The 25289-nt window shown below is 64.8% G+C and carries 26 protein-coding genes and 1 pseudogene; 13 read left to right on the top strand and 14 right to left on the bottom strand.

The window, feature by feature from the left end; translation table 11 throughout:
• The 5 genes and pseudogenes from V474_RS24520 to V474_RS24500 form a co-directional block, all read right to left on the bottom strand.
• A pseudogene (locus V474_RS24520) lies at positions 1-247 on the bottom strand (IS6 family transposase); the annotation flags it as partial.
• A 70-nt stretch (positions 248-317) separates the two neighbouring features.
• Positions 318-836, bottom strand: a complete 519-nt coding sequence (locus V474_RS24515; RefSeq protein ID WP_236711435.1) for a hypothetical protein — start codon at positions 834-836, stop codon at positions 318-320.
• A gap of 54 nt (positions 837-890) precedes the next feature.
• Positions 891-1214, bottom strand: coding sequence for a helix-turn-helix domain-containing protein (locus tag V474_RS24510; protein ID WP_059153748.1), 324 nt, complete (start codon positions 1212-1214; stop codon positions 891-893).
• The gene (locus V474_RS24505) at positions 1198-1575 is read right to left on the bottom strand and encodes a type II toxin-antitoxin system RelE/ParE family toxin (RefSeq protein ID WP_201786092.1); all 378 of its coding nucleotides are present in this window, start codon (positions 1573-1575) and stop codon (positions 1198-1200) included. Before V474_RS24505 ends, V474_RS24510 begins: the two co-directional genes overlap by 17 nt.
• Before the next feature lie 188 nt (positions 1576-1763).
• Positions 1764-3629: a reverse transcriptase/maturase family protein gene (locus V474_RS24500; protein WP_059153288.1), complete on the bottom strand. Its 1866-nt coding sequence runs from the start codon at positions 3627-3629 to the stop codon at positions 1764-1766.
• 882 nt (positions 3630-4511) lie between these two features.
• Here V474_RS24500 and V474_RS24495 point away from each other — a divergent pair.
• From V474_RS24495 to V474_RS24480, 4 genes are all read left to right on the top strand, one after another.
• Positions 4512-5150 carry a SprT family zinc-dependent metalloprotease gene (locus tag V474_RS24495; protein WP_059153746.1) on the top strand — a complete coding sequence of 213 codons (639 nt, stop codon included), beginning with the start codon at positions 4512-4514 and terminating at the stop codon, positions 5148-5150.
• A gap of 86 nt (positions 5151-5236) precedes the next feature.
• Positions 5237-5890: a ParA family protein gene (locus V474_RS24490; RefSeq protein WP_059153745.1), complete on the top strand. Its 654-nt coding sequence runs from the start codon at positions 5237-5239 to the stop codon at positions 5888-5890.
• A gap of 20 nt (positions 5891-5910) precedes the next feature.
• On the top strand, positions 5911-6213 hold the full coding sequence (locus V474_RS24485; protein WP_236711434.1) for a hypothetical protein: 303 nt from the start codon (positions 5911-5913) through the stop codon (positions 6211-6213).
• Positions 6210-7163, top strand: a complete 954-nt coding sequence (locus V474_RS24480) for a replication initiator protein A (protein WP_059153743.1) — start codon at positions 6210-6212, stop codon at positions 7161-7163. Before V474_RS24485 ends, V474_RS24480 begins: the two co-directional genes overlap by 4 nt.
• 654 nt (positions 7164-7817) lie before the next feature.
• Here the strand turns inward: V474_RS24480 and V474_RS24475 are convergent.
• The 6 genes from V474_RS24475 to V474_RS24450 all read right to left on the bottom strand — a co-directional run bounded on the left by V474_RS24475 (position 7818) and on the right by V474_RS24450 (position 11614).
• Complete coding sequence (locus V474_RS24475; protein WP_059153742.1) at positions 7818-9461, bottom strand: type IV secretory system conjugative DNA transfer family protein; 1644 nt, start codon at positions 9459-9461, stop codon at positions 7818-7820.
• A 95-nt stretch (positions 9462-9556) separates the two neighbouring features.
• Positions 9557-9895, bottom strand: coding sequence for a hypothetical protein (locus V474_RS24470; RefSeq protein ID WP_059153741.1), 339 nt, complete (start codon positions 9893-9895; stop codon positions 9557-9559).
• The gene (locus V474_RS24465) at positions 9895-10179 is read right to left on the bottom strand and encodes a hypothetical protein (RefSeq protein WP_059153740.1); all 285 of its coding nucleotides are present in this window, start codon (positions 10177-10179) and stop codon (positions 9895-9897) included. Before V474_RS24465 ends, V474_RS24470 begins: the two co-directional genes overlap by 1 nt.
• Positions 10180-10234: 55 nt before the next feature.
• Positions 10235-11044 (bottom strand): COG4705 family protein, encoded by an 810-nt coding sequence (locus V474_RS24460; protein ID WP_059153739.1) that lies wholly within the window; start codon positions 11042-11044, stop codon positions 10235-10237.
• Positions 11041-11271 (bottom strand): conjugal transfer protein TraD, encoded by a 231-nt coding sequence (locus V474_RS24455; protein WP_059153738.1) that lies wholly within the window; start codon positions 11269-11271, stop codon positions 11041-11043. Before V474_RS24455 ends, V474_RS24460 begins: the two co-directional genes overlap by 4 nt.
• Before the next feature lie 13 nt (positions 11272-11284).
• On the bottom strand, positions 11285-11614 hold the full coding sequence (locus V474_RS24450) for a conjugal transfer protein TraD (RefSeq protein ID WP_059153737.1): 330 nt from the start codon (positions 11612-11614) through the stop codon (positions 11285-11287).
• A gap of 173 nt (positions 11615-11787) precedes the next feature.
• Between V474_RS24450 and traA the strand changes: the two genes are divergently transcribed.
• The gene (traA, locus tag V474_RS24445) at positions 11788-14703 is read left to right on the top strand and encodes a Ti-type conjugative transfer relaxase TraA (RefSeq protein ID WP_059153736.1); all 2916 of its coding nucleotides are present in this window, start codon (positions 11788-11790) and stop codon (positions 14701-14703) included.
• An 8-nt stretch (positions 14704-14711) separates the two neighbouring features.
• Positions 14712-15425 (top strand): DUF6118 family protein, encoded by a 714-nt coding sequence (locus V474_RS24440; protein ID WP_059153735.1) that lies wholly within the window; start codon positions 14712-14714, stop codon positions 15423-15425.
• Between the two features lie 53 nt (positions 15426-15478).
• On the opposite strand, the gene chrA is transcribed toward V474_RS24440, so the two are convergent.
• Both chrA and V474_RS24430 read right to left on the bottom strand, forming a co-directional pair.
• Positions 15479-16882 carry a chromate efflux transporter gene (gene chrA, locus V474_RS24435; protein WP_059153734.1) on the bottom strand — a complete coding sequence of 468 codons (1404 nt, stop codon included), beginning with the start codon at positions 16880-16882 and terminating at the stop codon, positions 15479-15481.
• Positions 16883-16884: 2 nt separating this feature from the next.
• Positions 16885-17835: a chromate resistance protein ChrB domain-containing protein gene (locus tag V474_RS24430; protein ID WP_330219655.1), complete on the bottom strand. Its 951-nt coding sequence runs from the start codon at positions 17833-17835 to the stop codon at positions 16885-16887.
• A gap of 123 nt (positions 17836-17958) precedes the next feature.
• Here V474_RS24430 and V474_RS24425 point away from each other — a divergent pair, with 123 nt between their 5' ends.
• From V474_RS24425 to V474_RS24415, 3 genes are read left to right on the top strand one after another with little or no spacing between them, the layout of a single operon-like run.
• Positions 17959-18294 carry a Rap1a/Tai family immunity protein gene (locus V474_RS24425; RefSeq protein WP_059153733.1) on the top strand — a complete coding sequence of 112 codons (336 nt, stop codon included), beginning with the start codon at positions 17959-17961 and terminating at the stop codon, positions 18292-18294.
• A gap of 15 nt (positions 18295-18309) precedes the next feature.
• Positions 18310-19215 carry a DUF1259 domain-containing protein gene (locus V474_RS24420; protein WP_059153732.1) on the top strand — a complete coding sequence of 302 codons (906 nt, stop codon included), beginning with the start codon at positions 18310-18312 and terminating at the stop codon, positions 19213-19215.
• Entirely contained in the window at positions 19212-19661 is a 450-nt protein-coding gene (locus V474_RS24415; protein WP_059153731.1) for a YncE family protein, read from the top strand. The genes V474_RS24420 and V474_RS24415 overlap by 4 nt, the downstream gene beginning before the upstream one ends.
• A 655-nt stretch (positions 19662-20316) precedes the next feature.
• Here the strand turns inward: V474_RS24415 and V474_RS24405 are convergent.
• Entirely contained in the window at positions 20317-21009 is a 693-nt protein-coding gene (locus tag V474_RS24405; RefSeq protein ID WP_007685994.1) for a hypothetical protein, read from the bottom strand.
• A gap of 165 nt (positions 21010-21174) precedes the next feature.
• Between V474_RS24405 and V474_RS24400 the strand changes: the two genes are divergently transcribed.
• From V474_RS24400 to V474_RS25945, 4 genes are all read left to right on the top strand, one after another.
• A complete protein-coding gene (locus V474_RS24400; protein ID WP_007685993.1) occupies positions 21175-21771 on the top strand; it encodes a recombinase family protein in 597 nt (198 codons plus the stop codon).
• The gene (locus V474_RS24395; protein WP_007685992.1) at positions 21764-23416 is read left to right on the top strand and encodes an IS481 family transposase; all 1653 of its coding nucleotides are present in this window, start codon (positions 21764-21766) and stop codon (positions 23414-23416) included. Before V474_RS24400 ends, V474_RS24395 begins: the two co-directional genes overlap by 8 nt.
• Positions 23416-24393: an ExeA family protein gene (locus V474_RS24390; RefSeq protein WP_007685991.1), complete on the top strand. Its 978-nt coding sequence runs from the start codon at positions 23416-23418 to the stop codon at positions 24391-24393. The genes V474_RS24395 and V474_RS24390 overlap by 1 nt, the downstream gene beginning before the upstream one ends.
• Positions 24394-24493: 100 nt before the next feature.
• Positions 24494-25063, top strand: coding sequence for a hypothetical protein (locus V474_RS25945; protein ID WP_062121710.1), 570 nt, complete (start codon positions 24494-24496; stop codon positions 25061-25063).
• Positions 25064-25289 lie beyond the last annotated feature (226 nt).

Genomic DNA, 25289 nt, shown 5'->3' with positions numbered 1-25289 from the left:
CCTTGACGTAGGTTTCATCCAGGCGCCAGCTCGGATCAAAGCCACGCCGCCAGAACCAGCGCAGCCGCTTCTCCATCTCCGGGGCGTAGCACTGGACCCAGCGATAGATCGTCGTATGGTCGACCGAAATGCCGCGTTCCGCCAGCATTTCCTCAAGGTCGCGATAGCTGATCGGATAGCGACAATACCAGCGCACCGCCCACAGGATCACATCACCCTGGAAATGGCGCCACTTGAAATCCGTCATCGTTCCGTCCGTCCAATCTCCGCCAAGCATGCTCAAGCTTCACGATTTTTGCAACAGAGCCGCCCGGCAGTCAGGCGAACAGGTCGCCGATCGCGCGCAGCCGGAACTCGTTGAGCCAACGGCGCCGGCGATGTTCAGTAGCGTCGTGGACCATGTGGCAGCGCTGGCAGAGCGCCGCGAGGTTGCGCGGCCGGTTGTCGCCGGGATCGTGGTTCAGGTGTGCGCTGGCGAGGATGACGCGCGTGGCCCGCAAATGGGCGGGCGGGTCGATGCCGGCGAACCCCGGTTGCGCCCGCGCCAGCTCGTCCGGCGACGGCAGACGGCGAAGACCCCTGCCCTGCCCGTCGCGCCAGGTCGCGGCGTCCTCGTCCCACCATACCCCATCGCCCAGGTGCAGCACGTTGCGGCCGTGCGGGCGGCGGCAATGCTCGCAGCGTCCTTTAGCGCGCCGGAACCGGATGAGGTTGGACAGCTCGCGCCAGTCGATCGGATAGAGCCAGCGATGTTCGCGCGCGATCGGCATGACGATTCTATGAGTCAGCAGAGGGCGGAACGAAAGCAGAAAACGGCTGTGATTCAGACTTTTCATCACAGCTAAGCGAATAAGCGATTATGCGACTAATCGGTGTATCGCATGAAGATATCAGGCGAGCACTTCCAGCCCGTGCTTCTGGATGATCGTGAGCAGCTTCAAGGCCACACCGCTCGGCTTTTTCGTGCCCGCCTCCCATTTCTCGATCGTGCTCTCGCTGGTGTTGAGATAGCGCGCGAACACCGGCTGACTGACATGGTGGCGCTCGCGCAATTCCTTGATATCGGCCGGCGCGAACGCGGTCGGGATCGTCAGGCACGACTTGTCGAAATGGCGCATGGTCGCCTTGTTGATCGCGCCGACCTTGAACATTGCCGACGCGGATGAATGAATCGCCTCAAAGGCGTCGCTTTTGAACTTACGTTTGATGGTCATGGCAAATCTCCAACCAGTCCCCTTCCGCGAGGAGCTGAGACACCTGTTCGTCCCTCAGACCCGCATAACCTTTCGCCAGCTTGCGGAAGTCGGCCAGCTCGTCGTCTTCGATGTTCTCTCTGTCCTTCTTGGCGAACAGATACTCGTAAACCCAATATCGTTCGCCTTTGGCGAGAATGATGCTGCGGTGGCGGTTCTTGTCGAGCCGCTTCTTGAACACGCCTCCGCCGAGATCGTCGCATTGTCCTTTCCGCACCTGTTCCATCGCGTCGCATAGTTCCGTGTCGGCAATAAGCGCCTTGCGCGCCGCCTTTGAGAACCAGGCCGTTTTGAAGGTTCGCGGTTGGCCTTCCTCCGTCATCGTCATTGTGTAGCACTTAGTCCGGTCGTTTTCAACCACCCGAGCTGGCAGGCGCGCCCGTGCCGGGCCGCGCTCTATCTCCGCTCGCGCTCCGATCGAGCCGCCGTGCCGTCGTCTCGGTAGGGTAGACGCGAGACGCCTCTTTCGAGGACGCCCCAGCGCCTCCCCCCGAACCGTGCTTGCACCTTTCAATGCACACGGCTCTCCATTCCGCTGGGCATCCGGCCGCCATGATGGGCAACGTGACACTTTCGGCACAGGACGATTGTCCTGCGCCGTCGTGCCGATTGCACCCAAGGCGTCAGTTGGTCGCGCCGCTTGTCCTTCAAGCGATTGGGATGATGCATCTCGAACGGACCATCGGTATCGCCACATGCCTCGCATTGCTCGGCACTAAGACGCGTGACCAGATCGTTCGGACTCTGCGCAAGGCGAGAGCCTACCGTGATGGTGTCGACGATGGGGTTATCCCACGTCTTCACGATCAGATGCTTCAGTTTCCACACCTTATGAACGCGCGGCTCGCCCCGGACCACGGTCGTAATCCCGTGGTCCGACCCCATCTTCAGATATTCCTCGGCCTGCCGCCTCGTCGAGCGTCGCCGGCATGCCACAGTCGCGAAGAGGCTCCTGAGCATGACCAGTTCCAACTTGTCGAGTGACGCTTTCACGCCATCGGCGATCGCGTAGTAGTTCGCGAAGCCTCGGAACTCCGAGTTGTAGGCTACGATGATCTCCGGCACACTGGATTCCATGAGCTGCGGGCGCACCCGACCATTCCTCATGTCGAGGTTGCCGAGCTTTTTGCGCCTGCAGAACGCATAGACCCGATCCCGTGGCACCCACAGCTTGATATTCCCTCGCGTCGGCCGACGAAGAACGCTACGCGTTCCACCGCCGGTCTTTTGCCGCCCCGCCATTGTTCCGGCGGAGCGCAACGTGAAGGCGCATACATGGAAGCCAAGGAACGGCGATCCCTTCGATGCATCGCGAACCCCGGTTTTCTCCGGTGACACCGCCAGATTGAGCCGATCAGCGAGAAAGCGCTGTATATCGGCCATGATCCGGACAGCGTCCGCCTTGCTGCCGATCACGCCAACGAGGAAGTCGTCAGCATAGCGACAATACCGCAGGCGGCGGAAGTTGGGGTCCATGTCATCGACGGAAGAGAGTTTCCGCCGATCCTGTTTGACAGCTTCGATTAGCGCCAATCGGACGCGAACCTCGCCATCGCCCGCACCATCGGCACGGACTGCATCGATCTCCTTGCGGAGAGCGGCGATTTGCTGAGAGCAGGCAACATACGCGGGGTTCGCCCGCCGTCTGTCGCCTTTGTCGAAGCCCCGCCGCATCGACTCCATGAACTCATCAAGTTCATGGAGATAGATATTGGCGAGCAGGGGCGAGATAACCCCGCCCTGTGGGGTGCCGCTATAAGTCCGTTCGAACTTCCAGTCGTCCATGCACCCGGCTTTAAGCATTGTCCCGATCAGATCGATGAACACTGGATCATCGATCCGCCGGGCCAAGAGGCCGAGCAGGATGTCATGGTCGATGTTGTCGAAGAACCCGCGGACATCCACCTCGATCAGCCATTTTACGCCCGTCCAGGTTTTACGGATCTCTTCGAGAGCCGTGTGACAGGAGTGACCCGCGCGGAACCCATGGCTGTGTTTCGAGAACACAGGTTCATAGATCGCCGCGAGGACCATCCTCGCCGCCTCCTGAACGATGCGATCATCCGCCGTTGGGATACCCAATGGGCGCATCTTACCATTGCCCTTGGGGATATAGACCCGTCGCACTGGACGAGGGCGGTAACGGCCTTCCGCCACGCTTTGAACCAGACGGTCGAGCCTCGCCAGCGTCATGCCGTCGAAGGTCTGTCCGTCCACTCCCGGCGTCATCGCACCCCGATTCCGGGATACTCTGTCATAGGCCCGCTCATATAAGCAGCGGGACCGCATGAGGCGGTTGAGACCATTGATCCGCTTGCCCGCCCGCGACAGGGCCGGAAGCTTCTCGATCCGTCTCAGGATAGTAGCGGTCTGCATCAGCAGTCCCTTTCCATTGATCCATCGAGTTACAGAACTGCCGTCCTTCGCCCGGACGCAGCGGATTTCGACAAGGATCGCTCCCGCTTATACCGCTACCCCGTCCGCCTCGCGGCGGCTGTCCCGGCCATTACACCGGGCGTTTGACTACTATGACGGCTCCGTCGCCATGCAGGTCCGGCGAGCCGTCCTGTTTAGGCGATCCCGCAGTTGCGCGAGTGAGGAGTCGCGATGCGGTTAGGTGCCCCGTTCGTTTCCTTAGTCCCCTGACAGGGGCCACGCCGAACGGATTGGCAGCGATTCACTGGGACGTGCTCCTCGCTCCGCTCGAGACGATGTGTCAGCCGCGTTCACCGTCACCTACCTAGTGGTCGTTGGAAACTGGGATTCAGACAATCCAGTCTTCACCATGCGCATCTTGCCTGCTGGTCAGCTGTCAGGCTGCGGCGCCCAACTTCGATCCCTACCCCGACATGCTATGGTCCCGTCCCCCTTTCGGGGTCTCAGCCGATTCATCACCGGCCCCGGTAAGTCGGTCAGGCATGAGCTATGCCAATAAGCTCAGTTCATTCGAACACTCCTTTCTTCTTCGCGCCACAACGGCGCACCCCCATACGGGTGACGATCGCTCGCGCGGGCGGGCCGTGCCCCGCCCAAGTGGACGCCGGCGATGCCGGCGGAGATCTCCGTTAGAAGGGGAAAGGGAGCGCCGCCCCCTCTCCCCAGCAACGACAATCAGCCGGCCGTGGCTCGGCTAGCGCCTGCGTCCGCACCACCCCGACAGATTCCCGTTGCCCCCCTCTCCCCCGCTGTTCGCCACGAGGCAGGGCCGATGGCGGAAGGCCATCGCCCCGAGGGCGATTTTGAAAGGGAGACGACGACATGGACCACGATAATCGCGAGAGCTGGCTGAACCGGGTGGCGGTCGGCATGGCCCCGCTGTTCGACGTGCTGGATACCCCTCTGCCCGACCGCATCCGCGTTGCGATCGGCTTCACCAGCGCGGGCCGCAAGGGCAAGGCGATCGGCGAGTGCTGGGATAACCGTCTGAGCGCGGACGGCCATTTTGAAATCTTCATCCGGCCCGACCTCGCGCACGCGCCCGACGCGATGCCCGCGCAGATCGCGGCGATCCTCGCGCACGAACTGGTCCACGCCGCAGTCGGCATCGCAGCCGGACACGGGAAGGCGTTTAAACGCATCGCTACCGGGCTGGGGTTGATTGGACCGATGCGCGCGACGACGCCCGGCGAGGGGTTCCTTGGCGCGGTCGCACCGATCCTTGCCGCCGCAGGCCCCCTCCCCCATGCCCGGCTCGACACGGACGGCGAGACCACCGCGCCCAAGAAACAGCCGGCGCGGATGCTCAAATGCGAGTGCCAGGCGTGCGGCTACACGGTGAGGACCGCGCGTAAATGGCTGGAGACGGCGGGCGCGCCGCTCTGCCCGATCGCGGACCACGGGGCGATGCACCACGACCGGCTCGACAGTGACGAGGATGACACTGAACCAGAGGAATAGGAGGTCATAAAGCTAAGCGACTAAGCGGCTGGACGACTAAGCGACTAATCTATATAAACCGCTTAGTCGCTTAACAGGAGTGGGTCATGCAGACATGGGCCATTATCGCCCAGAAGGGCGGGCAATCGAAAACGACGCTGGCGACGGGCTTCGCGGTCGAAGCGGCGCGCGAGGGCGCGGCCGTCGTAATCCTTGATGCAGATGATCGCCAGGGATCGGCGCTCTACTGGTCCGAGCGGCGCGCGCTCGAGGACGTGACGGTAAAGGACAGCAGCGTCGCCGGCCTGCCGCTGCACGTCACGCGGGGGCGCGCCAGCGGCAAGCTCGACCTCATCATCATCGACACGCCGGCGAACTCCAAGGATATCGCCATGCTTGCCGCCGAGCAGGCCGATTTCGTCATCATCCCCGTCGCTCCGCGCGGGCTGGACGTTCACTCGGTCCTGCAAACGGTCAAGCAGGTGCAGCAGGCCGGGACGCCGTTCGCGGTGATCCTGACGCAAGTGCCGCACCAGGGCGGGGAGGGGGAGGAGGCCCGCGCGGGTTTCGCCGCCAAGGGCATCGGGCTGTTCGATAGCCGCCTTCACTTCCGCAAGGACTATTACCGCGCAACGCCGATCGGCCAGACAGCCGCCGAGCTGGAGCCGGACGGCAAGGCCGCGGCCGAGTTGCGCGCCGCCTATGACGAGGCTAAGCGATTAAGCGGCTATACGACTAAGCTAATAAGCGAGGTGGCGTGATGGCCCGGAAACCATCGGCATTGGCGGGCATCTTCGATGACGAGCCGGAGGCGCCCGCGCCCGAGCCGGTCGCGGAGTCGACGCCCGCCCGCGCACCGGCGCGATCGGCACCTAGGGCGCGGCGCACGGCTGACGCCACCGTATCGCCGTCCCGCAGCAGCCATCCGGGCAAGAAGCCGGTCCTGATCCATATCCCCGAGGACATGCACCGCACGTTGCGCCAGCTCAGCGTCGAGGAGGGCGGGGAACCGCTGACCGTCGTGACCGAGCGGCTGTTGCGGCAGTATCTCGTGCAGCGGGGCCATGCCAGGTTCGCGCCGTGAGCAAGCGCCGCGACCCCAATCCCGAGTTCGACCTGTTCATTCCGGCGCTTGGCGACCTTCCGCTCAAGGATCAGCGCGAGGTCATGGAGCGGCCGTTCTTCTCGCTTCAAAAGCGCAAGCGATTGAAGCCGATCGAGTATCGCAGCCCGGACGGCGAGGCATGGGTGCGGGTGCAGGCCATTCCCGATTACGGCATGGCGACCATATGGGACGCCGATATCCTGATATGGGCGGCATCCACGCTCAATCGCATGAAGCAGCAGGGCTTGAACGACTTGCCGCGCACGCTGACGACGACGCCCTACGACCTGCTACGCGCGATCAAGCGCAGCACCGGCGGCCGAGACTATCAGGAGTTGCAGGCGGCGCTGCTCCGGCTCCAAACGACTTCGATCACGACCTCGATCCGCGCGACGAAGCGCCGGCAGAAGGCAGGCTTCAACTGGCTCGATAGCTGGACCTTTGACACCGACGCCGACACCGAGCAGCCCCGCGGCATGACGCTGACCCTCTCGGATTGGGTTTACGAGGGGATCGTGAACGAGAAATCGCTCCTCACCATGCACCCCGATTATTTCCTTCTGTCGGGAGGGCTGGAGCGCGCGCTGTATCGCATCGCGCGCAAGCACGCCGGTTCGCAACGCGGCGGGTGGACATGCCGGGTGGAGGTGTTGCGCGACAAGACCGGCAGCGACGCCAAGCCCAAGGAGTTCAATCGGATGTTGCGGCGGGCGATTGAGGCCGACCAGCTTCCCGATTACGGCATGGAGCTGACCGAAACGGCCGACAAGAGTCCGGCCGTACTATTCCGGTTGCGCGGCGAGGCCGAGGCGCTGGAGTTCGCCGAGAAGATGCGGGCGGAGGAGGAGCGACGCGCTCGCATGGTCGCCGATCGGCAGCGCGCCGATCAAGTCGACGCCCACATGGATCGGCTTGCAGGCCGTCGCTGACTATCGGGGTTTCACCCACCCGAGGCTCAAACTATCGGGGGATCACACACCGCAGCGGTATTGCCGCCGGAGCCGCGTCGCGGTGCGCCGAGTGGGTAGGACAGCGTGACCTGTGGATAAGTGGTATTTGCGGGCGCTTTTCGACCGCTCAGGCTCGGGGTTTCACCCACCTTTGCTTCGGGGTTTCACACACCGCTCTATCGGGGTTTCACACACCGAATCACGGGGTTTCACCCACCAGGTGTTCCACTAAGCCATTGATTACGAATGCCGATTCGGGCGATTTCGGTACCTTAACCTTCTTAACGATTCCTATTTAATAGAATCACTTAACCTACCGAACGCGAAACCAGCAACGGTGTATGCGTGACAGGCGAAAGGCAGAAGTATGGAATCGGCCTATGGCCGATGCGCTTTCGTTTCGTGCCGCCTTCGGCGTCACAGAGGCGGCGCAAGCGCCGCTGGCTAGGCGAGGAAGAAGTCGGGAGGGTAGGGGTCGGATCATACCCCAGCAGCCCCCAGGAGCGCGGTGAGGGCAGGGAAGGGGCTTTCAACGTGTCCGAGGTGCCGATCGCAGCGAACGTCACCAGCAGGGCTTAAATCGACCGTGCCGTTCCCGGCTTCATTGTCGTCATTCGTGCTTTCGAGGATCAATCACGCAGGATCGAATCGCCCGGCGAACTCGCGATCGGCATAGTAGCGCAGTTTGGCGGCGACGATCGGCCGCTGCCCGGCTAGGAACAGGAGCTGACGATCGGGCTTGAGGGTGCGGACCTCATCGGGAGTGAGCAGGGCGCGGCCGACATGCTGTTGTCCGAAGGAGATCCCGGTTTTCTCCGCGTCGATCGCGCGGCTCATGGTATCGAACACGACCGTTTCCTGCCCCGCCAGATCGGAGACGAGCTTGGCGCTGTCCTGATCGTTGACCCCGAACACCTGGAGGACGCCGGCGTTGGACAGGAAGGTGCCGGCGCGCTGGCCGTAGAGCGCGCGGAGTTGGTGCACGTCCTGGAGGATCGGCCAGAGCTGGACGCCATAGCCCGCCATCAGTCCCATCGCGCGTTCGACCGGTTCGAGACGGCCGAGCGCGGCGAACTCGTCGAGCAGGAACAGCACCGGCCAGGGCGGGCGACCGGGGGCGCGGGCCAGCTCGGTCAGGGCTTGCGCCACCATCAGGCGCAGCCAGCGGGCATAGCTGGCGAGCCGATCGGGCGGCAGCACGAGGAACACCGTCGCGGGCGCATCCTTCAAACCGGCGAACGTAAAATCCGAACCCCCCAGCACCGTCGCCATGCGGGGTGAATCGAGAAAATGCGTGTGGCGCTGCGCGGCCGACAGGACGCCGGCGGCTTCGCGATCGGACTTGCCGAGCTGGCGATTGGCGGCGCGCGCGACCAGGCCACCTTGTCCTTGCATCGCGGCGAGCTGCGTCGCCAACGCGGCCGGGGCGAGCGTCAGCCGGTCGCGCAGTGTGTCCAGGGTGCGGGTGGCGGGCGGTTCGGTGGTGACGACGTGAAGCAGGATGCCGGCGATCAGCGCCTTGGCTTCCTCGTTCCAATGCGCGTCGCCGGCTTCGCCGGGCGCGTCGTGGACCAGCGCGTCGGCGAGCGTCATGCAGTCGTCGGCGAGATCGAGGCCGTTGGGGTCGATGCGATCGAGCGGGTTGAACGCGGCCGAGGTGAGGCCGGTGACGCCGAACGGATCGAGGACATGGACCGCGCCGAACTTGCCGCGCTGGCGCGCGGCGATGCGGGCGTTCTCACCCTTGGGGTCGATGCAGACGACCGCGAACGGATATTCGAGCAGGTTGGGGATGATCGTGCCGACGCCCTTGCCGGTGCGGGTGGGGGCGATCGTCAGCAGGTGGGCGGGACCGGCATAGCGCATCGGCTTGCCGGTCTTCACGTCGCGGCCGATCAGCAGGCCGTGATCGTCGTTGAGCGCCTGGGCTTCCCCGGCTGTGGCAAAGCGGGCCGAACCATGTGTGTCGGCGCTATCACCATAGTCGAACCGGCGAAGCAGGGGCAGGACGAACATCCAGGCCGTGACCAGGACCACGGCACCGCTGATCCCGAACACGCCAAGCTGAGCGACAGCGCCGTTCTTATCGAGGCCGAAGTACCAGATCGAAAGCATCAGCAGGAGGAATAGCGCCACGAACAGCGCCATTGCGAACAGGACCACGCCGATGATGTGCCGGGCGAACCGGAAAGGGGCGAGCAGGATGCCGAACAAGGCCCACATCGGGTTGGCACGGGCGGTGCGGGCGAGATTACGGGTGGCGCGCGCAAGGCCCATGCTACTTCCCCAGCGGGAGCGTAATGACCGGGGCGTCGTTACGCTCGGAATATCTCAAGATCAGAATATGATAGCGTTCTGCAAAGGCGAGCACATCAAAAACCCGGTCTCTCCTGATCGCTCGGCTCCAATGCTTGCAGCGTGCGGATCGGAGCAAGCATCCTGGCCAGCGCATCAGATAGGTCCTGGATGCGACATTCCAGGTCTGCCGCCAGGTCGAACATTTCTTCGGCCATGACCGGATCGGTGTGCCCCTCATTGACGAAGCGCATGGCTAATTCGTGCAAGCGCAACAGGTCGTGCCGCATCTCCGGTGCGTTGTAATCATCGCCTTTGAAATGATCGCGCATCACGTCCAGATCATCCACCGCCCGCAGCAACGGGCCGGTATCAAAGGGCGCGATCTGTTCATTCCGATCGACGGTTTCGGGCATCACATCGACCGTTGAATAGGCGTGACCGGCAGGGACCGATCGGCGTCGGGATGATCGAGCAGCCGGAGCAGGATTTGCGACACGAGGGGAGGGGGCACGCCCTCATCCAACATCATCCCGAAAAACGCATCGTCGTTGGGCGACGGGATCATGTCTTCGATGACTAGGTTGGCGCGCGAGTCCGCCATGTCCTCGTGCCACATCGCGATTTCGGTCGGCGTGCCCCGCACAAAATCCATCGCGCGGACCTGGCGGCGGATCGTCTCGATATCGAAATCGCTCACTGGGTTATCCTTCTCCGTGGACTCCAAGCCGGCGCTGATGGTGTTGCAAGCCGCATCATGCCTTGCCCGGGTGCCGTCCTGCGCGTTGGGGCAGGACAAGAATGAGCAGCAATATGGCGACCGCCAGAACGGTGGTCGCCAGAGGGCGACTGAACTCCAGTCCGCCCTTGGCCACTGGCTTGTCGAGAAAATCCCCTACCGTCGCCCCCAGCGGCCGGGTCAGAATGAACGCCGACCAGAACAGGATGACGCGCGAAACATTCGTCCAAAAGTAAAGCGCGGTAACCACCGCCAGCGCACCGCCGAATACTAGCGCGGCTCCCGAATAGCCGAGGCTTCCATCCGCGATCCAGTCGCCAAGGGCGGTGCCCAGCGTTTGCGACAATGTGATCGTGATCCAGTAAAAGGTCTCTTCCCGCGGCCCCACGACCGTATCGACGGCGACGCTACCGAGCGTTCGATACCACGCGAACAGCGAGGCGAGGACGCAGCCCAGCAGCAGGAGGGAGCCGCCCGGATAGCCGATGCCGAGCGAGCGCGTCGCGAAATCGGCAAGCGTCGTTCCCGCCGTCGTCGAGGCGATGATGGTTGCCCAGTAGAGCCACGGATTGAACCGGCGCGCCCGGATTTGCAGCCAAACCAGCGCAACGAGCAGCAGCCCGAAGATTGCCGTCCCGATGAGATATCCGTTGAGACCAGACTGACCGGCATTCGGCGTCGTCTCGCCAAGCCAGCTCATCGACACGGTATCACCACCGGTTTCGCCGAGAGTGGTCGCCAGTATCTTGATGATCCAAAAGCCCAAAGTGAGCGCCGGGACCTTGGTCAACACATCGGATATCGGTTCACGCGTCCTAGAGTTCATTCTGCGACCTCTTCGTTCGCGTTCAGCTCAGCATCAAACGCCCGTTTTCCGCGTCTTTTCCATAGCGCCAGCATGTCGCCAGCATCGTCACCGCGACCACGCCCAGCGAGATCGAGCAGCGCACCGTAAAGGGTGGCGCGATCGTCGTCGGTCAGTTCGACCAGCCCGGCTTTCTGAACCAGCCCACCCAGCTCAATCAGGTGGCGTGTGCGTTCGCGACGTTGCACGACCCAGCCCCTCCTATCCGTTCGTCGTTCCGCCGCTTCCGCCCGCAGCGTCGCCGCCCGGTTCAATCGCAGCGCCCGATCCGTCGATTGCAGCAGCGCCAGCACCTTTGCGCCCACGCCGTTGAAAGAAGGCTACGCCCTTCGCGCGCCACGCCTCCTTTGCGCTGGCATCATTCGACCCGATCGCATCCAGCAGGACGCCGGCAAGGGTTTCCGCATCGAGCGCATCAGCCCCGGTCGCAGCGACGAGTTGGCCGAGCTGTTCGACCCGCTTCGCCTTGAGCGCCCGGGCCTTGTCACCCAGCACCTTCAGTTCGGCATCGTAATCGCGAACCTTCCGCATCGCTTCACCCTTCCTCGCATCGGTCGGTAGTATCTTAGCGTACCCAGCATGAGGTTAAAGTCAGAACGAATAGAAAGCAGCACGAAGTCAATCAAGAGGAGCGGAGCGGATTGTGAGTGCGCGCTTATACGTCGTTGCCGACGTGCGCTAAGTAGGGCAGTGTGCGGAGCGTCATGGCGATCTATCACTTCTCCGCCAAGGTCGTGAGCCGCGCGAACGGATCGAGCGCCGTCGCGAGCGCGGCCTATCGTTCCGCGTCGGAGCTGCACGACGACCGGCTCGGGCGCGATCACGACTTCTCGAATAAGGCGGGCGTGATCCACTCCGAGGTGATGTTGCCGGAGGGCGCGCCGGAGCGTTTAAACGAGCGCGCGAACTTGTGGAACGAGGTGGAGGCGGGGGAGAAGCGCAAGGACGCGCAGCTTGCCCGTGAGGTGGAGTTCTCGATTCCGCGCGAGATGAGCGAGAAACAGGGCGTCGCGCTGGCGCAGGATTTCGTGAAGAAGCAGTTTGTCGATCGCGGGATGGTCGCGGACCTGAACGTGCATTGGGACAAGGCGAAGGACGGCAGTCCCAAGCCTCATGCGCACGTCATGCTGGCGATGCGCGACGTAGGGCCGGAGGGGTTCGGTAAGAAGAACCGTGACTGGAACTCGACCGAGCTGTTGAAGGACTGGCGCGAGGCATGGAGCGCGCACGTCAACGAGCGCATGGCGGAGCTGGGGCTTGAGGGGCGGATCGACCATCGCTCCTATGAGGCGCAGGGCATCGAGCTGGAGCCGCAGCACAAGATCGGACCCGCAGCATCGCGGCGACCGGAGCAGGGGTTTGAGGCCGAGCGGATCGAGGATCACGCCCGCATCGCCCGCGACAATGGCGCGAAGATCATCGCCAACCCGTCGATCGCGCTGGACGCGATCACGCGCAGCCAAGCGACGTTCACCACCCGCGACCTTGCGACGTTCGCGTTCCGGCACAGCGACGGCAAGGAGCAGTTCGACCAGGTGATGGGCGCGGTGCGCGCATCGCCCGAGTTAGTCGCATTGGGGAAGGACGGACGCGACCAGGAGCGGTTCACGTCGCGCGACATGATTGCCGTGGAGGCGCGGCTTGAGCGCGCGGGCGACGAGCTGGTGGGTAGGGGCGAGCATGGCGTCGCCGATCGGCACCGTGACGCCGCGATCGGCGCAGCCAGCGCCAAGGGGCTTGTCCTGTCGGCCGAGCAGCGCGACGCCTTCGATCATGTGACCGGCAGCGCGGGGCTGGCGTCCGTCGTCGGCTATGCCGGTTCGGGCAAATCGGCGATGCTTGGCGTCGCGCGCGAGGCGTGGGAGCGGGAGGGCTACCAGGTTCGCGGCGCGGCGCTGTCGGGCATCGCGGCCGAGAACCTTGAGGGCGGGTCGGGCATCCAGTCCCGCACCATCGCCAGCCTGGAACACGCATGGGGGCAGGGGCGCGAGCAGCTAAGCCCGCGTGACGTGCTGGTCGTGGACGAAGCCGGCATGATCGGCTCGCGCCAGATGGAGCGGGTGTTGAGCCAGGCGCGCGACGCCGGGGCCAAGGTCGTGATGGTAGGCGACCCCGAGCAGTTGCAGGCGATCGAGGCGGGTGCGGCGTTCCGCAGCGTCACCGAGCGCCACGGCGCGGCCGAGATCACCGAGATACGCCGGCAGCGCCAAGACTGGCAGAAGGAGGCCACGCGCCAGCTCGCGACCGGCAGGACCGGCGAGGCGATCCGAGCCTATGACGCACACGGCATGGTGCATGAGCACGCCACCCGCCAGGACGCGCGGGCGGGGCTGGTCGATGATTGGGATGGCAAGCGCCATGCCGAGCCGGGCAAGTCACAGATCATCTTCACGCACACCAACGCCGAGGTCCGAGAGCTGAATGGGGAAGCGCGCGAGCGGGTGCGCGCCACCGGCGAGCTTGGCGAGGACGTGACGGTGAAGGCGGACCGTGGCGAGCGGGCGTTCGCGGCGGGCGACCGCTTGATGTTCCTGCGGAACGAGCGGTCGCTAGGCGTGAAGAACGGAACGCTTGGCACTATCGAGGGCGTGACGCCCCACCGCATGAACGTCCGGCTCGACAGCGGGCGCAGCGTGGCGTTCGACACTAAGGACTATGCGGCGGTCGATCACGGCTACGCGGCGACGTTCCACAAGTCGCAGGGCGTGACGGTCGATCGCGCCCATGTTCTCGCCACTCCCGGCATGGACCGCCACAGCACCTATGTCGGCATGACCCGGCACCGCGATAGCGCGCAGCTTCACTACGGGCGCGACGACTTCGCCGATCAGCGCCAGCTCGTTCGCACCCTGTCGCGCGAGCGGTCGAAAGACATGGCGGGCGACTACGCCCGGCCCGAGCAGGATCAGGCGCGGGCGTTCGCCGATCGGCGCGAGATCCGGTTCCCGGAACTCGCGCGCCAGGTCGTGGAGAAGGTTCGCGACAAGGCGCGGGGTATGTTCGCGGGGTTCCGGCCGAAACCAGTAACCGAGAAAGCGACGTCGCCGGAGCGTGGTGTGACCGATCGGCCAATGGCACCCTCGCAGGCCCGCGCGATTGAACGCTATGGGCGCGCCGCAGCCGATATAGGCCGGATGAAGGACAAGGGGTTGCCGGTGCTGGCGCACCAGGAACAGGCGCTGGCGAAGGCCGGCGACGCGCTCGACCAGGTGCGGCCGCATGGCGCGCGCGACCTTGCTAGCGCGATCGAGCGTGACCTCCGGCTCGCGCGGGACGCGGCCGAGGGGAACACCGGCGGCGCGGCGAAGGCGATGGAGGCGGAGCGCCAGGTCCGCATCGACCCGGAGAAGCGCGCAGGCCGGTTCGTGGAGCAGTGGCAGGGCATGAAGGAAGCGCGCGCCAGCATGGAGCGTGCGGGCGACCATGCGGGCGCGGAACGGCTCGGCAAGCGCATGGAGGGCATCGCGGGCGGGTTGCACCGCGACCCGCAGCTTGAATCCGTGTTGCAGCGACGCGCCCCCGAGCTGGCGTTGAGCATGGAGCGGGGCCGGTCGATCGGGCAGGAATTGGCGCAGTCGGTCAGCATCGGGCGTGACCGCGACCGTGGCATGAGCCGGTAGGAGAGAGGATGACGGACGAGGCGGAGTATGACGGCAGCGACGCGGCGGCCGAGGCTTTAGCGGAGGTCCGGGCCGAGGTAACGCTGTTGCGGCGGGCGATCGAGGGACTGACGGCCGAGCGCGGCGCGATCGACGTGCCCGATTATACCGAGACATTGGGCCGGATGCAGCAGGGCCTGGACGCCACGGCCGACCGTATCGCGGTCATCAACGACGTGATCGCCCGGAGTCCGGCGCTGGCGATGTCGCCCGAGCAGATGGCGCAGCGCATCGCCGCAGCCGGGAACGCCGCGCGGCGCGAGGACCAGGCGGCGCTTGCCAAGGCGGGCGAGGACAAGGCTCGCGTCATGGCCGAGCTTCGCGCCGTCGCCGGGTCCGCATGGACGCGGGCCGACCAGAAGAACCGGCAGCTATGGTTCGGGCTGGGCGGGGTAGCGGCCGGCATCTTCGCATGGGCGATCCTGCCGGGCTTGGTCGCGCGCGAGATCGCGCCGGCAAGCTGGCAATGGCCCGAGCGCATGGCGGCGCGGACGCTCGACCTTCCCCGCTGGGAAGCAGGGCAGCGCATGATGCAGAGCGCCAGCCCGGCCGCGTTTCGCGCGATCGTCGGGGCCGACAGGATCGTGACGGCCAACCGCGAAGTGATCGAGGGGTGCAGCAAGGCAGCGGCCCGAGCGCGCGACCCGGTGCGATGCACGATCAGGGTTGCGCCCGCACCATAGCAGTTCACAACCCGTTGGGTTGTGACACAATGGCATCACGCCAGGAGCAACACTTAGGCAAGGCCCGACAGCCGCAATGCCACGCCTGCCGCAGCCGAGGCACCAAGCACCGGCAGCACGCCCACCTTGAACCGAAACATCGCGATTACCGCTCCGATGGTGAGAAGCAGGGCGGCCGGGTTGAGGCTGGCGAGCACCGGCACATCGAGCGTCCCGTTGGCGAACGGCACCTTCGCCACCCGCGCGAAGAGCGAGTGGAGGGCGAACCAGACAGCCAAGTTGAGGATAACCCCGACCACGGCCGCGCTGATCGCAGCCAGAGCCGCCGATAGCGCGACGTTGCTACGCAGCCGTTCGACGAACGGCGCACCGGCGAAAATCCACAGGAAGCAGGGCACGAACGTCACCCACGTCGTGAGCACGCCACCAAGCGTCGCGGCGACAAGCGGCGGCAGCCCTGTCGCTTGACGGAATGCGCCCATGAAGCCGACGAACTGCGTCACCATGATGAGCGGCCCCGGCGTCGTTTCGGCCATGCCGAGCCCGTCGAGCATTTCGCCGGGACGGAGCCAGCCGTAATGCTCGACGCCCTGCTGAGCCACATAGGCGAGCACGGCGTAGGCACCCCCGAAGGTGACGACGGCCATCTTGCTGAAAAACAGCGCGATTTCGCTGAACACGTTATGAGGGCCGAGCGCAGCGACCAAGGCAAGGACTGGCGTGATCCACAAGGCGAGCAGGACGCCGCTGATGCGCAGCGACCAGCGCAGGTTCGGGCGCGCGTGTTCAGGGATATGTTCGCCCAAGGCGGTTTCGGCATCGGGGACTGGCTTGCCACCCGCCGAGCCGTGCCCGCTTCCGCCCAAAAACGCGGGGTGTCTCGCACGTCCCCCGGCATAGCCGACGAACCCGGCGGCGAGGATGACCAGCGGGAAAGGCACGGAAAACAGAAAGAGCGCCACGAACGCTACAGCGGCGAGTCCGCGCATGACGTTGTTCTTGAGCGCACGCGAGCCGATCCGCACCACGGCTTGCAGCACGACCGCAAGAACCGCCGCTTTCAGCCCGAAGAACAGCCCTTCGACCACCCGCACGTTGCCGAGCAGTGCGTACACCCAGCTTAGCGCCATGATTGCCAGAAAGCCCGGCAGGACGAACAGGACGCCGGCGATCAGCCCGCCCTTGGTCCGATGGAGCAGCCAGCCGATGTAGATGGCGAGCTGCTGCGCTTCGGGGCCGGGAAGCAACATGCAGTAGTTGAGCGCGTGCAGGAACCGCGCTTCGCCGATCCAGCGTTTTTCCTCGACAAGGATGCGGTGCATCACCGCGATTTGTCCGGCAGGACCGCCGAAGCTCAGCGCTGCGATTTTGGCCCATACCCGCACCGCTTCGCCGAACGGGATGCCATGTTCGCGCGGCGATGACGCGGTGGGGTGAGGCATCGCGCTTGCGTCCATGCTCAATCCCTGCGTCGTTTTGAGAAATGGGCGTAGAGCCCGTCGAGCGCGGCCGAGCCGCGCGCCAGCCGGTCCTCGTCATCATCGGTCGCGGCGCAGATACCCGCGATGAGAGCGCCGACACCGGCCGCTTCCGGCCGGGCGAACTTGCCATCGCCTATGTCGAGATCGTGGACGATTTCACCGAGCGCGCCGAGCGCCGGGTCAGATTCAAGGCCGGTGCGCAGCACCAGCGTCTCGAACGAGCAGCGGTCGCCTTCGTGGGTAAACTCCGCATCCGCCATGTCGAAGCGCAGCTCGCCCGGAGCGGGGGCATAGCCCTTGCCCTCGACGAACCGGAACGTCGCTTGCGGGTCGATGAACCGGCGGATGAGCCAGGCCGAGGCGATGCGATCGACATGAATGTGGCACCGCGTGACCCAAACGCGTCCCTTTAACTCGGCGGGCGCGAGGTCCGGCGAGCCGTGCCCGCGCACGTCCGGGTGCTCGTGCGCGCGGTGGTCCGCGTCGGTGATGGCCGACAGAGCGGCTTGGTGCCCATGCGCGCCGAAGAAGTCGATCGCGGCGATTTCCTCTAGCCGCTTCCGTAGTCGCCGCGCATCAACAATGGCCACCTCTCCGGCCTCGATCAGAGCGCGAGCTTCACGCGCCACCTCTTCGTAGTCGGCGTCACGTGCCGCATCGAAAGCGGCGCGCAATTCAGCATCCGTCATTCCCGCCGCAAGTCGTGCTTCCAGGATCAGCGCCTCGCCGCCGCCGGCCGTGATTTCCGCTTGTAGCTCCCCGAACAGCGCGCGCGTGTCGTCGCGCAAGGGGAGCGCATGGACGGCGTTCTTGAGCGGGGCCGCGCCGATCGCCTGCAAGCGACGCCAGACCTTCACCCGAAGATAGGCGGGCTTGGCAGGGAGCTGCGGGATCAGCAGCAGCCACGGGGGCGGAGCAGGTTCAGACATACAGATGTATCAAGTTCTAAGGCCTTTGGTAACAGTTGCACCAAATCTTAGGGCAGCGTAAGTCCTGCCAAAGCCGACAAGAAAAAATGAGGAGCCGGAGTGTCCAGACGAATAGCTGCGGGAATGCTGACAGCTTTGGCCGTGATCGGCGTGAGTGCTCCGGCGCGCGCGCAGGTTGGCGAGACGGTCGCGCAGTTCTACAAGAGCTGCCAAGCCGAGGGTGGCCGGGTGAATGGTCGCTGCGATTCCTACATCGAGGGTGCCGCCGACACGCTGGCAGCGTTCGGCAAGGGCGGTAACGCGAACGGTATTTGCGGGGGCGGCTACAACAAGGGACAGCTCAGCCGCATCTTCATGGCGTGGGTGCCGAGCAATCGTCAGGTTGGGAGCCTCCCGCGCCTGGCAGGTGTAACACTTGCACTTCGCGAGCATTTTCCGTGCCGGATGCGCGAGCAGTAATAGGGATAAGGTGACATGCTGAAACGGACGATGATCGCGGGCCTTCTCTCCTTGACGGTTGCGGCCCCCGCGTGGGCCGCCCCCGATTGGGCGAAGGTCGATCAGGCGATGGGCCGACCGGGCACCGAGCAGGCCGGGGGCGTGCATCGCTACGGTTTCCCCCGGTCCGACTTGCACGTCACGCTGGACGGGGTGGCAATCAAGCCCGCCCTTGCGCTCGGTTCATGGGCGGCGTTCCAGCCGATAGGCGACGAGGTGATGGTCATGGGCGACCTTGTGCTCACCCAAGAGGAGATAAACCCGGTGATGAGCCGGCTGCTCGCCAGCGGCTTCACGATCACCGCGATCCACAACCATCTTCTGCGTTCGGCGCCCGCAACGATGTATATGCATATCGGCGCGCATGGCGATCCGGTGAAGCTCGCGCAGGCGCTTCACGCCGCCTTAGCGGTAAGTCAGACACCACTCGCTTCACCCTCGCGTGACTCGCAGCCGCCTTCGGTTGGCGCGGGATCGAGCCCGGCACTCGATCTCGACACGGCCGCGCTAGACCGTCTCATGGGGGCGAAGGGCAAGGCCAACGGCGGCGTCTATCAGTTCAGCTATCCTCGCGCCGATAAGCCTATGGCGGGCGGAATGCCGGCACCGGCGTCGATGGGCACGGCGACCGCGATCAACTTCCAGCCGACTGGCGGGGGCAAAGCGGCGATCACCGGCGATTTCGTCATGACTGCGAAGGAAGTCGATCCGGTGATGCGCGCCTTGCGAGCCGATGGGATCGACGTAACCGCACTTCACAACCACATGCTCGACGACGAGCCCCGGCTGTTTTTCATGCACTTCTGGTCGAACCAGGACGCGAAGAAGCTCGCGCGTGGGCTTCGCACCGCCCTCGACGGGATGAATATCCAGAAGCCGTGAGTGTCGCACGCGCCTTGCTCGCGCTTGGAGCGGCGCTGGCGACTCCCGCGTGCGCCGCGCCGGCGACAGTGCAACCCACCGATCCGCGATCGCCTCTGGTATTGCAGAGGGTGATCGATCTCCCCGGTGTGAAGGGGCGCATCGACCACTTGGCGGTCGATCTTGAACGTCGCAGGCTTTACGTCGCCGAATATGGCAACGGCTCGGTAGAAGAAATCGATCTCGGGGCCGGTCGGGTGTTAGGGCGTATTGCCGGCCTGCACGAGCCGCAAGGCGTCGCCTACCTTCCGAAGCAGCGAGAGATCGTTGTCGCGTGCGGTGACGGTTCCGTCCGATTCTACGCCGATGCCGACCGTCACGAGGTCGCCCGGATCGAGCTTGGCGACGACGCCGACAACATCAGGATCGACCAGCGCAACGGGCACTTGATCGTCGGCTATGTGTAGGCGCTTGCAACCGTAGCAGCTTCTGCTCGCAAACAGCGCCTTTTCCTGCCCAGATTACCTGACAACGAGCCGACTATGCTGCTCACGCTATCCGACAATGTGCTCGCCATCATCCGCGTCTGCTCGCAAACGGCAAAGGGCCGCTCATGGTATCTGCCAACTACAAAGTCGAGATTAGCAGTCATTTGCTGATGCGCGATGCTCACGCAGCTTTGTGGAACCCAAGATCAGAAAGTACACGATGGGGCAAACCACCATCAGCATCACTGCTGGATCGGTAGCCCATCTCGTTGGGCCATCGCTGTCCGGCTCACTTGCTACCGCGAGCATGAGCGCGATTGATCCTCGCACAGCGGCGTAGGTGGCAGGAACAAGCAGGATGTGGAGAAGCCACCCGTAGCGGAACCGCATGGCGCCAAACCAGCAGAGTACAGCTATGGCGGGTGGAGCGAGTGTGGCGGCTACGAAGCCGCAGAACCAAATGGCAAACCCTGCCGGAGTCAGCGTATCGCGATAGTAGCTGGCGATCCCATCCGGTCGCAATCCGAGAGCGACGAAAGAGCCTGCGACGACAACGGCACCCAAAGCCGTCAGTCCGACGCCACGCAATGTCCCGTGTCTCGGCATCAATCTATGCAATCCAGTAAGCCATTGATCAGGCTGCTCGCACTTTGGCTCGGAAGAAGGTCGTTTCCGACCCAATCAGATCGGGGTCGATCCCGCTCTCCTCGGCGGCCAGTTGCTGGATGATCCGCCAAATCTCGGGGGCGGTGAGGCGCGCGCCGTCGCGGGCAAGCCTGCCACGGTTCTGCTCCGTGACCAGTCGGGCGAGATCGCCGATAGTGTCGCACCTCCGAGGTAATCGCCGGCGGTCGAGGTGCCGTAACCATAGCCCCGCGTAGGCGCTCGCTCCAGCAGCGAAGATGCGAAGGGGAGGTGCCAGCGTCGTGAAGGCGAGGATCGCGACCGCGACAGCGAAGCAGAGACCACTGACAATCCCAAGCCATCCGGCTCGCGTCGCCGGCATCTTGAGGTCGGTATCGGCTTCCAGGTCGCTGAACGCTTGGCGCAGCTTCCCACCGATCAGCGGCGCCAACGGCGCATCCGGCCCGACGTGCCGGCCAAGCCCGAGCGCGCGTCGAAGCCTGTAGAACGTCATCTGCGTGGCGCATGTCGTGCCGCCCCCGCTGTAGGCTGCGACATGCGCGACGACATGGTCACGCACCTCGCCGAACGTTGTCCAAGGCAGGTTCGAGCGCAGGCGCAGATCGAAGGTGCGCTCGATTGCGAGGAAGAAGTCGGTGTCGTCGCCATCACCGACCCAGCCAACCGTATCGAGCACCTGCATGAACCCGGCTCCTCAGCGGTTCTGCAAAACGACCGTTTCTGACGAGCCGATCGCCTTGCTGGGCCGGCAACGTAAATCTGCGGGCCGCACTTTGTCAAAACTGTTCTGGAAACCCGCGTCGCAAAACGGTATGCCCCGCACGAGTTTGGAGAAGATCAGACGCTCATGCGGGTCGGCTATGCCAGGGTCAGCACCAGCGACCAGAACCCCGAGCTCCAGCTCGATGCGCTGCGGCGGGCCGGCTGCGAGCGGGTGTTCACCGAAAAGGCGTCGGGCGCGCGCGATGACCGGCCCGAACTGGCGCGCATTCTGGAAGACGTGCTGCGCGCAGGCGACACGCTGGTTGTTTGGAAGCTCGACCGCCTCGCCCGCTCGCTCAAGAAGTTGATCGCCACGGCCGAGGATCTGGAGCGCGAGAAGATCGGGCTGGTGTCGCTGACCGAGAGCATCGACACGACAACGCCGGGTGGCATGCTCACCTTTCACGTGTTCGGCGCCATCGCGCAGTTCGAGCGTGCCCTGATCCGCGAGCGAACTACCGCGGGGCTAGTGGAGGCGCGCCGGCAGGGTCGCAAGGGTGGCCGCCCATCGGCAATGCGCCCGAGCGACGTCGCCGCGGCACGGGCGATGATGAAGGAGGGCACGTTGCCGGTGCGCGACATCGCCAAGCGCATGGGCGTGTCGGTCGCGACCCTCTATCGCTATGCAGGCAAGCGCGGCAGCGGTGCATCGATCAAGGAGGCTGCAACAGCCCATGGCTGACCGGGCGAAGCGACCGCCTGGAGAGGCGCTGATCGATCTTCGCCGACGGTTGTCGCTGTTGCCCCCACGCGACCCCGGTCGCACCGAGATCATCGCCCGTGCGGCCGAGGCCTATGGCATCTCCATCTGGACCCTTTACCGGGCGTTGCGCGAGCTGAACCGCCCCAAGTCGGTGCGCCGGTCCGACCATGGTGCGACGCGGGTTGCCCCGCAGGCCGAGATGGAGCGCTACGCCGAGATCGTCGCCGCACTGAAGATCAGGACCACCAACAAGAAGGGCCGGCACGTTTCGACCGCCCGCGCCATCGAGTTCCTGGAAACCGATGGCGTCGAGACGCCGGAGGGCCTGGTCAAGGTAGCACCCGGCCTGCTGAAGCGGGCGACCATCGACCGGCTGCTCCGCTCATCAGGGCTGGACTATGCCCGCGTGACCCGCCCCCACGCAGCCGTTCGTTTTCAGGCGCGGCGATCCAACGAGCTGTGGCACTTCGACATGAGCCCGTCCGACCTCAAGCAGGTCGAGGCGCCGCTCTGGATCGAGCAGGGTCGCGGCAAACCCACGCTGATGCTGTTCTCGGCCGTCGATGACTGCTCGGGCGTGGTCTACCAGGAATATCGCAGCGTCTATGGCGAGGATGCCGAGTCCGCGCTGCGCTTTCTATTCAACGCCTTCGCCGCCAAGCCTGAGCCCGAACTGCCGTTCCAGGGCCTGCCGGTCACGATCTACATGGACAACGGCCCGGTCAGCCGGTCGCGCGTGTTCCAGTCGGTGATGGGCAGCCTCGGCGTGCGCGTCCTCACCCATCTGCCGCCGAAGGCCGACGACCGGCACACCGCGGCCCGCGCCAAGGGCAAGGTCGAGCGGCCGTTCCGCACGGTGAAGGAGGTGCACGAGACGTTGTACCACTTCCACAAACCCAAGGACGAGGCGGAAGCCAATCTGTGGATGCGGCGTGCGCTGGTCACCTACAACAACGGCGACCATCGTTCCGAGCCACACGCGCGGATCGAGCACTGGCTGCGGCACCTGCCCGGCGATGGCGTGCGGGCCATGTGTTCATGGGAGCGGTTCTGCGCCTTCGCTCGTGAGCCCGAGCGGCGCACCGTTGCGGGCGACGCGACCGTCTCGGTTGAGGGCGCTTCCTACGAGGTCGAGCCCGAGCTCGCCGGCGAGACGGTGACGCTGCTCTGGGGGCTGTTCGACCAGCAGCTCTTCGTGGAGCATGACGGCAAGCGGCATGGCCCTTACGAGCCGTCGCGCGGCGCCGTGCCGCTCTACCGCTATCGCAAGTATCAGAAGAGCCGCGCCGAGGAGCGGCTCGACAAGGTGGTCCGGCTCGCTGACCAGCTGGGGCTGCCCCGCGCGACCGTGACGGGCGGCGACCGGCCGCTGCCGTCGCTGCCGCCCTCCACCGCAGGGCTCGCGGTGCGGCAAACACCTTTTCCGGAGCCGGCGGTCGAGACGGCATACCCGACCGGGCTCGCGGCGCGCCACGCCATCGTCGACCAGCTCCGGCGACCGCTCGGCTCGCTGCCTGAGGCAGACCGCGCCTTCATCGACGCGCTGCTGGGCGAAACGCTCGACAAGACCATCATCGCTGACCGCATCCGAGAGCGGTTCCAGTCAAGACGGGGGACAAGCTGATGCTCGCCGACGTTCAATCCAGCTACGGGCTCGCCCGCCCGTTCCAAGGCGTCGGCAACTTCGAGACAGAGCATCAGCGCAACCTCGTGCGCGAGGTCTGTGCGGCCGTGCAGACCGGCAGGTTGATCGTCGTCTCCGGCCTGGTCGGATCGGGCAAGACGCACCTGCTGCGCCGCATCGAGGACGAGCTGGCCCGGGCGGGCAAGGTCGCCGTCGCCAAGTCGCTTGCGGTCGACAAGCGCCGCACCTCGTTGCCCTCGCTGATCGAGGCGCTGTTCTACGATCTCTCGCCCGGTGACCGTGCCCAGGTGAAGATTCCCAAGCAGGCCGAGCGCCGCGAGCGCGACCTGCGCGACATCATGCGCAAGGGCAAGCGCCCGGTCGTACTGGTGGTCGACGAGGCGCATGACCTGCACCACAAGACGCTGACCGGCCTCAAGCGGTTGATGGAGGTGGTGGCTGATGCCGGCGTGCTGCTGTCGGTCCTTCTGGTCGGCCATCCTCGGCTACGCAACGACCTGCGCCGCCCGCAAATGGAAGAGATCGGCTACCGCACGACCACCTTCGACTATGAGGGCATCGGCGCCGAACGCCGCGACTATGTTGCCTGGCTGCTCGGCGCCTGTGCGGCCGAGGGGGTCAAGGTTGCCGACTTGATGAACGAGGACGCGATCGACCTCATCGCCGAGCGCCTGCGCACCCCGCTCCAGATCGAGATGCACCTGACACTCGCCTTCGAGCAGGGCTTCCGCTTCGCTGCCAAGCCCGTCACGGCCGAGATCGTCGAGCAGGTGCTGTCGCGGGCGATTGACGACCTCGAACCCACGCTGACGCGCAACGGTTACGATGCGGGCGCGCTCGCCAGCCAGCTCAACACCCGGCCGTCCGACATACGCGCGTTCCTCGCCGGAACGCTGGACGCCGAACACACCCGCGACCTGACCGAGCGGCTCCGCGAAGCCGGTGTGCCGATATGATACTGGCTGTCCTCGCCTTGGTATCTCCCGCACGCGGACGCAACGCATGTCGTCTGTGCCACCGATTGTGGACGTTGCGCTTCTCTCATAGCCTGCCGGCATGAACAGGCATCTTACCGCAGCTTCTTTATCGATCGTCAGCTTGCTCAGCGCGTGCTCGGCCTCGGCCGAGAGGAGGTTGGAGGGACGAGTCTTCGACATCCCGAGAGCCAACGACATATCCGACAATGATAAGCCGTTCTTTCTACCAGCGCTCGATCCCAGCGACGGGTTCTCGTTCTACCTAAATCCGAGCGCAAGCTTGCCGGAGCGAAACTTGGTGGGCGTGGCAAGCAAGAAGCGGATGTGTGCCCGCGCAGCGGGAACAGAGGCGCTTGTCAACTCGACTGTCTGCGCAAGTCGCCCGCTTTCATGGCGCGGCCGAACACTGCGCAAGGTAAGTGATGGTGTTTTCTGGACATACCAGTTGCCAGCCGAAGCAGGTCAGAAGCGTCCTCCATCGCTGGCGAGTTGCTCCGCCATGGGCGGAGGCTCGCGGCCGGGGCTCTGCACGGCCAATCTGCCGTATGACAATCTCGTGCTGACGATTCACTTCCGAGACAATCAGGTCGGCTCGCTCCAGGCATTATACGATCAATCCGTTGCTAGCCTGAGGAAGTGGGAGCGCTGATGCTTACGGCAAACCCGGCGGGAACGATCGCTGCCAGACCGCTCACCGGCACTCCTCGCTATTGGCAGAAAGCGAGAACAGGCCTTCTCCGTTTGCGAGCAGGCGCGGATGATGGCGAGCACATTGTCGCATAGCGTGAGCAGCATGGCCCACCTGCTGTCAGCAAATCTGAGCAGAAATCCGCGCTGTTTGCGAGCAGAGGCCAGTATCTTTGCAATCGCCTACA

It is taken from the genome of Novosphingobium barchaimii LL02, assembly GCF_001046635.1.
GTDB classification, from domain to species: Bacteria; Pseudomonadota; Alphaproteobacteria; order Sphingomonadales; family Sphingomonadaceae; genus Novosphingobium; species Novosphingobium barchaimii.
The sequence above is the reverse complement of the archived record's forward strand: the minus strand, read 5'-3'. Positions and strand labels throughout refer to the sequence as shown.

What these genes read in the sequence shown, in the direction of transcription:
- V474_RS24515 (WP_236711435.1), bottom strand. Translation starts at nt 836, where the DNA reads ATGAAAAGTCTGAATCACAGCCGTTTTCTGCTTTCGTTCCGCCCTCTG.
- V474_RS24510 (WP_059153748.1), bottom strand. Translation starts at nt 1,214, where the DNA reads ATGACCATCAAACGTAAGTTCAAAAGCGACGCCTTTGAGGCGATTCAT.
- V474_RS24505 (WP_201786092.1), bottom strand. Translation starts at nt 1,575, where the DNA reads ATGACGGAGGAAGGCCAACCGCGAACCTTCAAAACGGCCTGGTTCTCA.
- V474_RS24500 (WP_059153288.1), bottom strand. Translation starts at nt 3,629, where the DNA reads ATGCAGACCGCTACTATCCTGAGACGGATCGAGAAGCTTCCGGCCCTG.
- V474_RS24495 (WP_059153746.1), top strand. Translation starts at nt 4,512, where the DNA reads ATGGACCACGATAATCGCGAGAGCTGGCTGAACCGGGTGGCGGTCGGC.
- V474_RS24490 (WP_059153745.1), top strand. Translation starts at nt 5,237, where the DNA reads ATGCAGACATGGGCCATTATCGCCCAGAAGGGCGGGCAATCGAAAACG.
- V474_RS24475 (WP_059153742.1), bottom strand. Translation starts at nt 9,461, where the DNA reads ATGGGCCTTGCGCGCGCCACCCGTAATCTCGCCCGCACCGCCCGTGCC.
- V474_RS24470 (WP_059153741.1), bottom strand. Translation starts at nt 9,895, where the DNA reads ATGCCCGAAACCGTCGATCGGAATGAACAGATCGCGCCCTTTGATACC.
- V474_RS24460 (WP_059153739.1), bottom strand. Translation starts at nt 11,044, where the DNA reads ATGAACTCTAGGACGCGTGAACCGATATCCGATGTGTTGACCAAGGTC.
- V474_RS24450 (WP_059153737.1), bottom strand. Translation starts at nt 11,614, where the DNA reads ATGCGGAAGGTTCGCGATTACGATGCCGAACTGAAGGTGCTGGGTGAC.
- traA (WP_059153736.1), top strand. Translation starts at nt 11,788, where the DNA reads ATGGCGATCTATCACTTCTCCGCCAAGGTCGTGAGCCGCGCGAACGGA.
- V474_RS24440 (WP_059153735.1), top strand. Translation starts at nt 14,712, where the DNA reads ATGACGGACGAGGCGGAGTATGACGGCAGCGACGCGGCGGCCGAGGCT.
- chrA (WP_059153734.1), bottom strand. Translation starts at nt 16,882, where the DNA reads ATGGACGCAAGCGCGATGCCTCACCCCACCGCGTCATCGCCGCGCGAA.
- V474_RS24430 (WP_330219655.1), bottom strand. Translation starts at nt 17,835, where the DNA reads ATGTCTGAACCTGCTCCGCCCCCGTGGCTGCTGCTGATCCCGCAGCTC.
- V474_RS24425 (WP_059153733.1), top strand. Translation starts at nt 17,959, where the DNA reads ATGCTGACAGCTTTGGCCGTGATCGGCGTGAGTGCTCCGGCGCGCGCG.
- V474_RS24420 (WP_059153732.1), top strand. Translation starts at nt 18,310, where the DNA reads ATGCTGAAACGGACGATGATCGCGGGCCTTCTCTCCTTGACGGTTGCG.
- V474_RS24405 (WP_007685994.1), bottom strand. Translation starts at nt 21,009, where the DNA reads ATGCAGGTGCTCGATACGGTTGGCTGGGTCGGTGATGGCGACGACACC.
- V474_RS24400 (WP_007685993.1), top strand. Translation starts at nt 21,175, where the DNA reads ATGCGGGTCGGCTATGCCAGGGTCAGCACCAGCGACCAGAACCCCGAG.
- V474_RS24395 (WP_007685992.1), top strand. Translation starts at nt 21,764, where the DNA reads ATGGCTGACCGGGCGAAGCGACCGCCTGGAGAGGCGCTGATCGATCTT.
- V474_RS24390 (WP_007685991.1), top strand. Translation starts at nt 23,416, where the DNA reads ATGCTCGCCGACGTTCAATCCAGCTACGGGCTCGCCCGCCCGTTCCAA.
- V474_RS25945 (WP_062121710.1), top strand. Translation starts at nt 24,494, where the DNA reads ATGAACAGGCATCTTACCGCAGCTTCTTTATCGATCGTCAGCTTGCTC.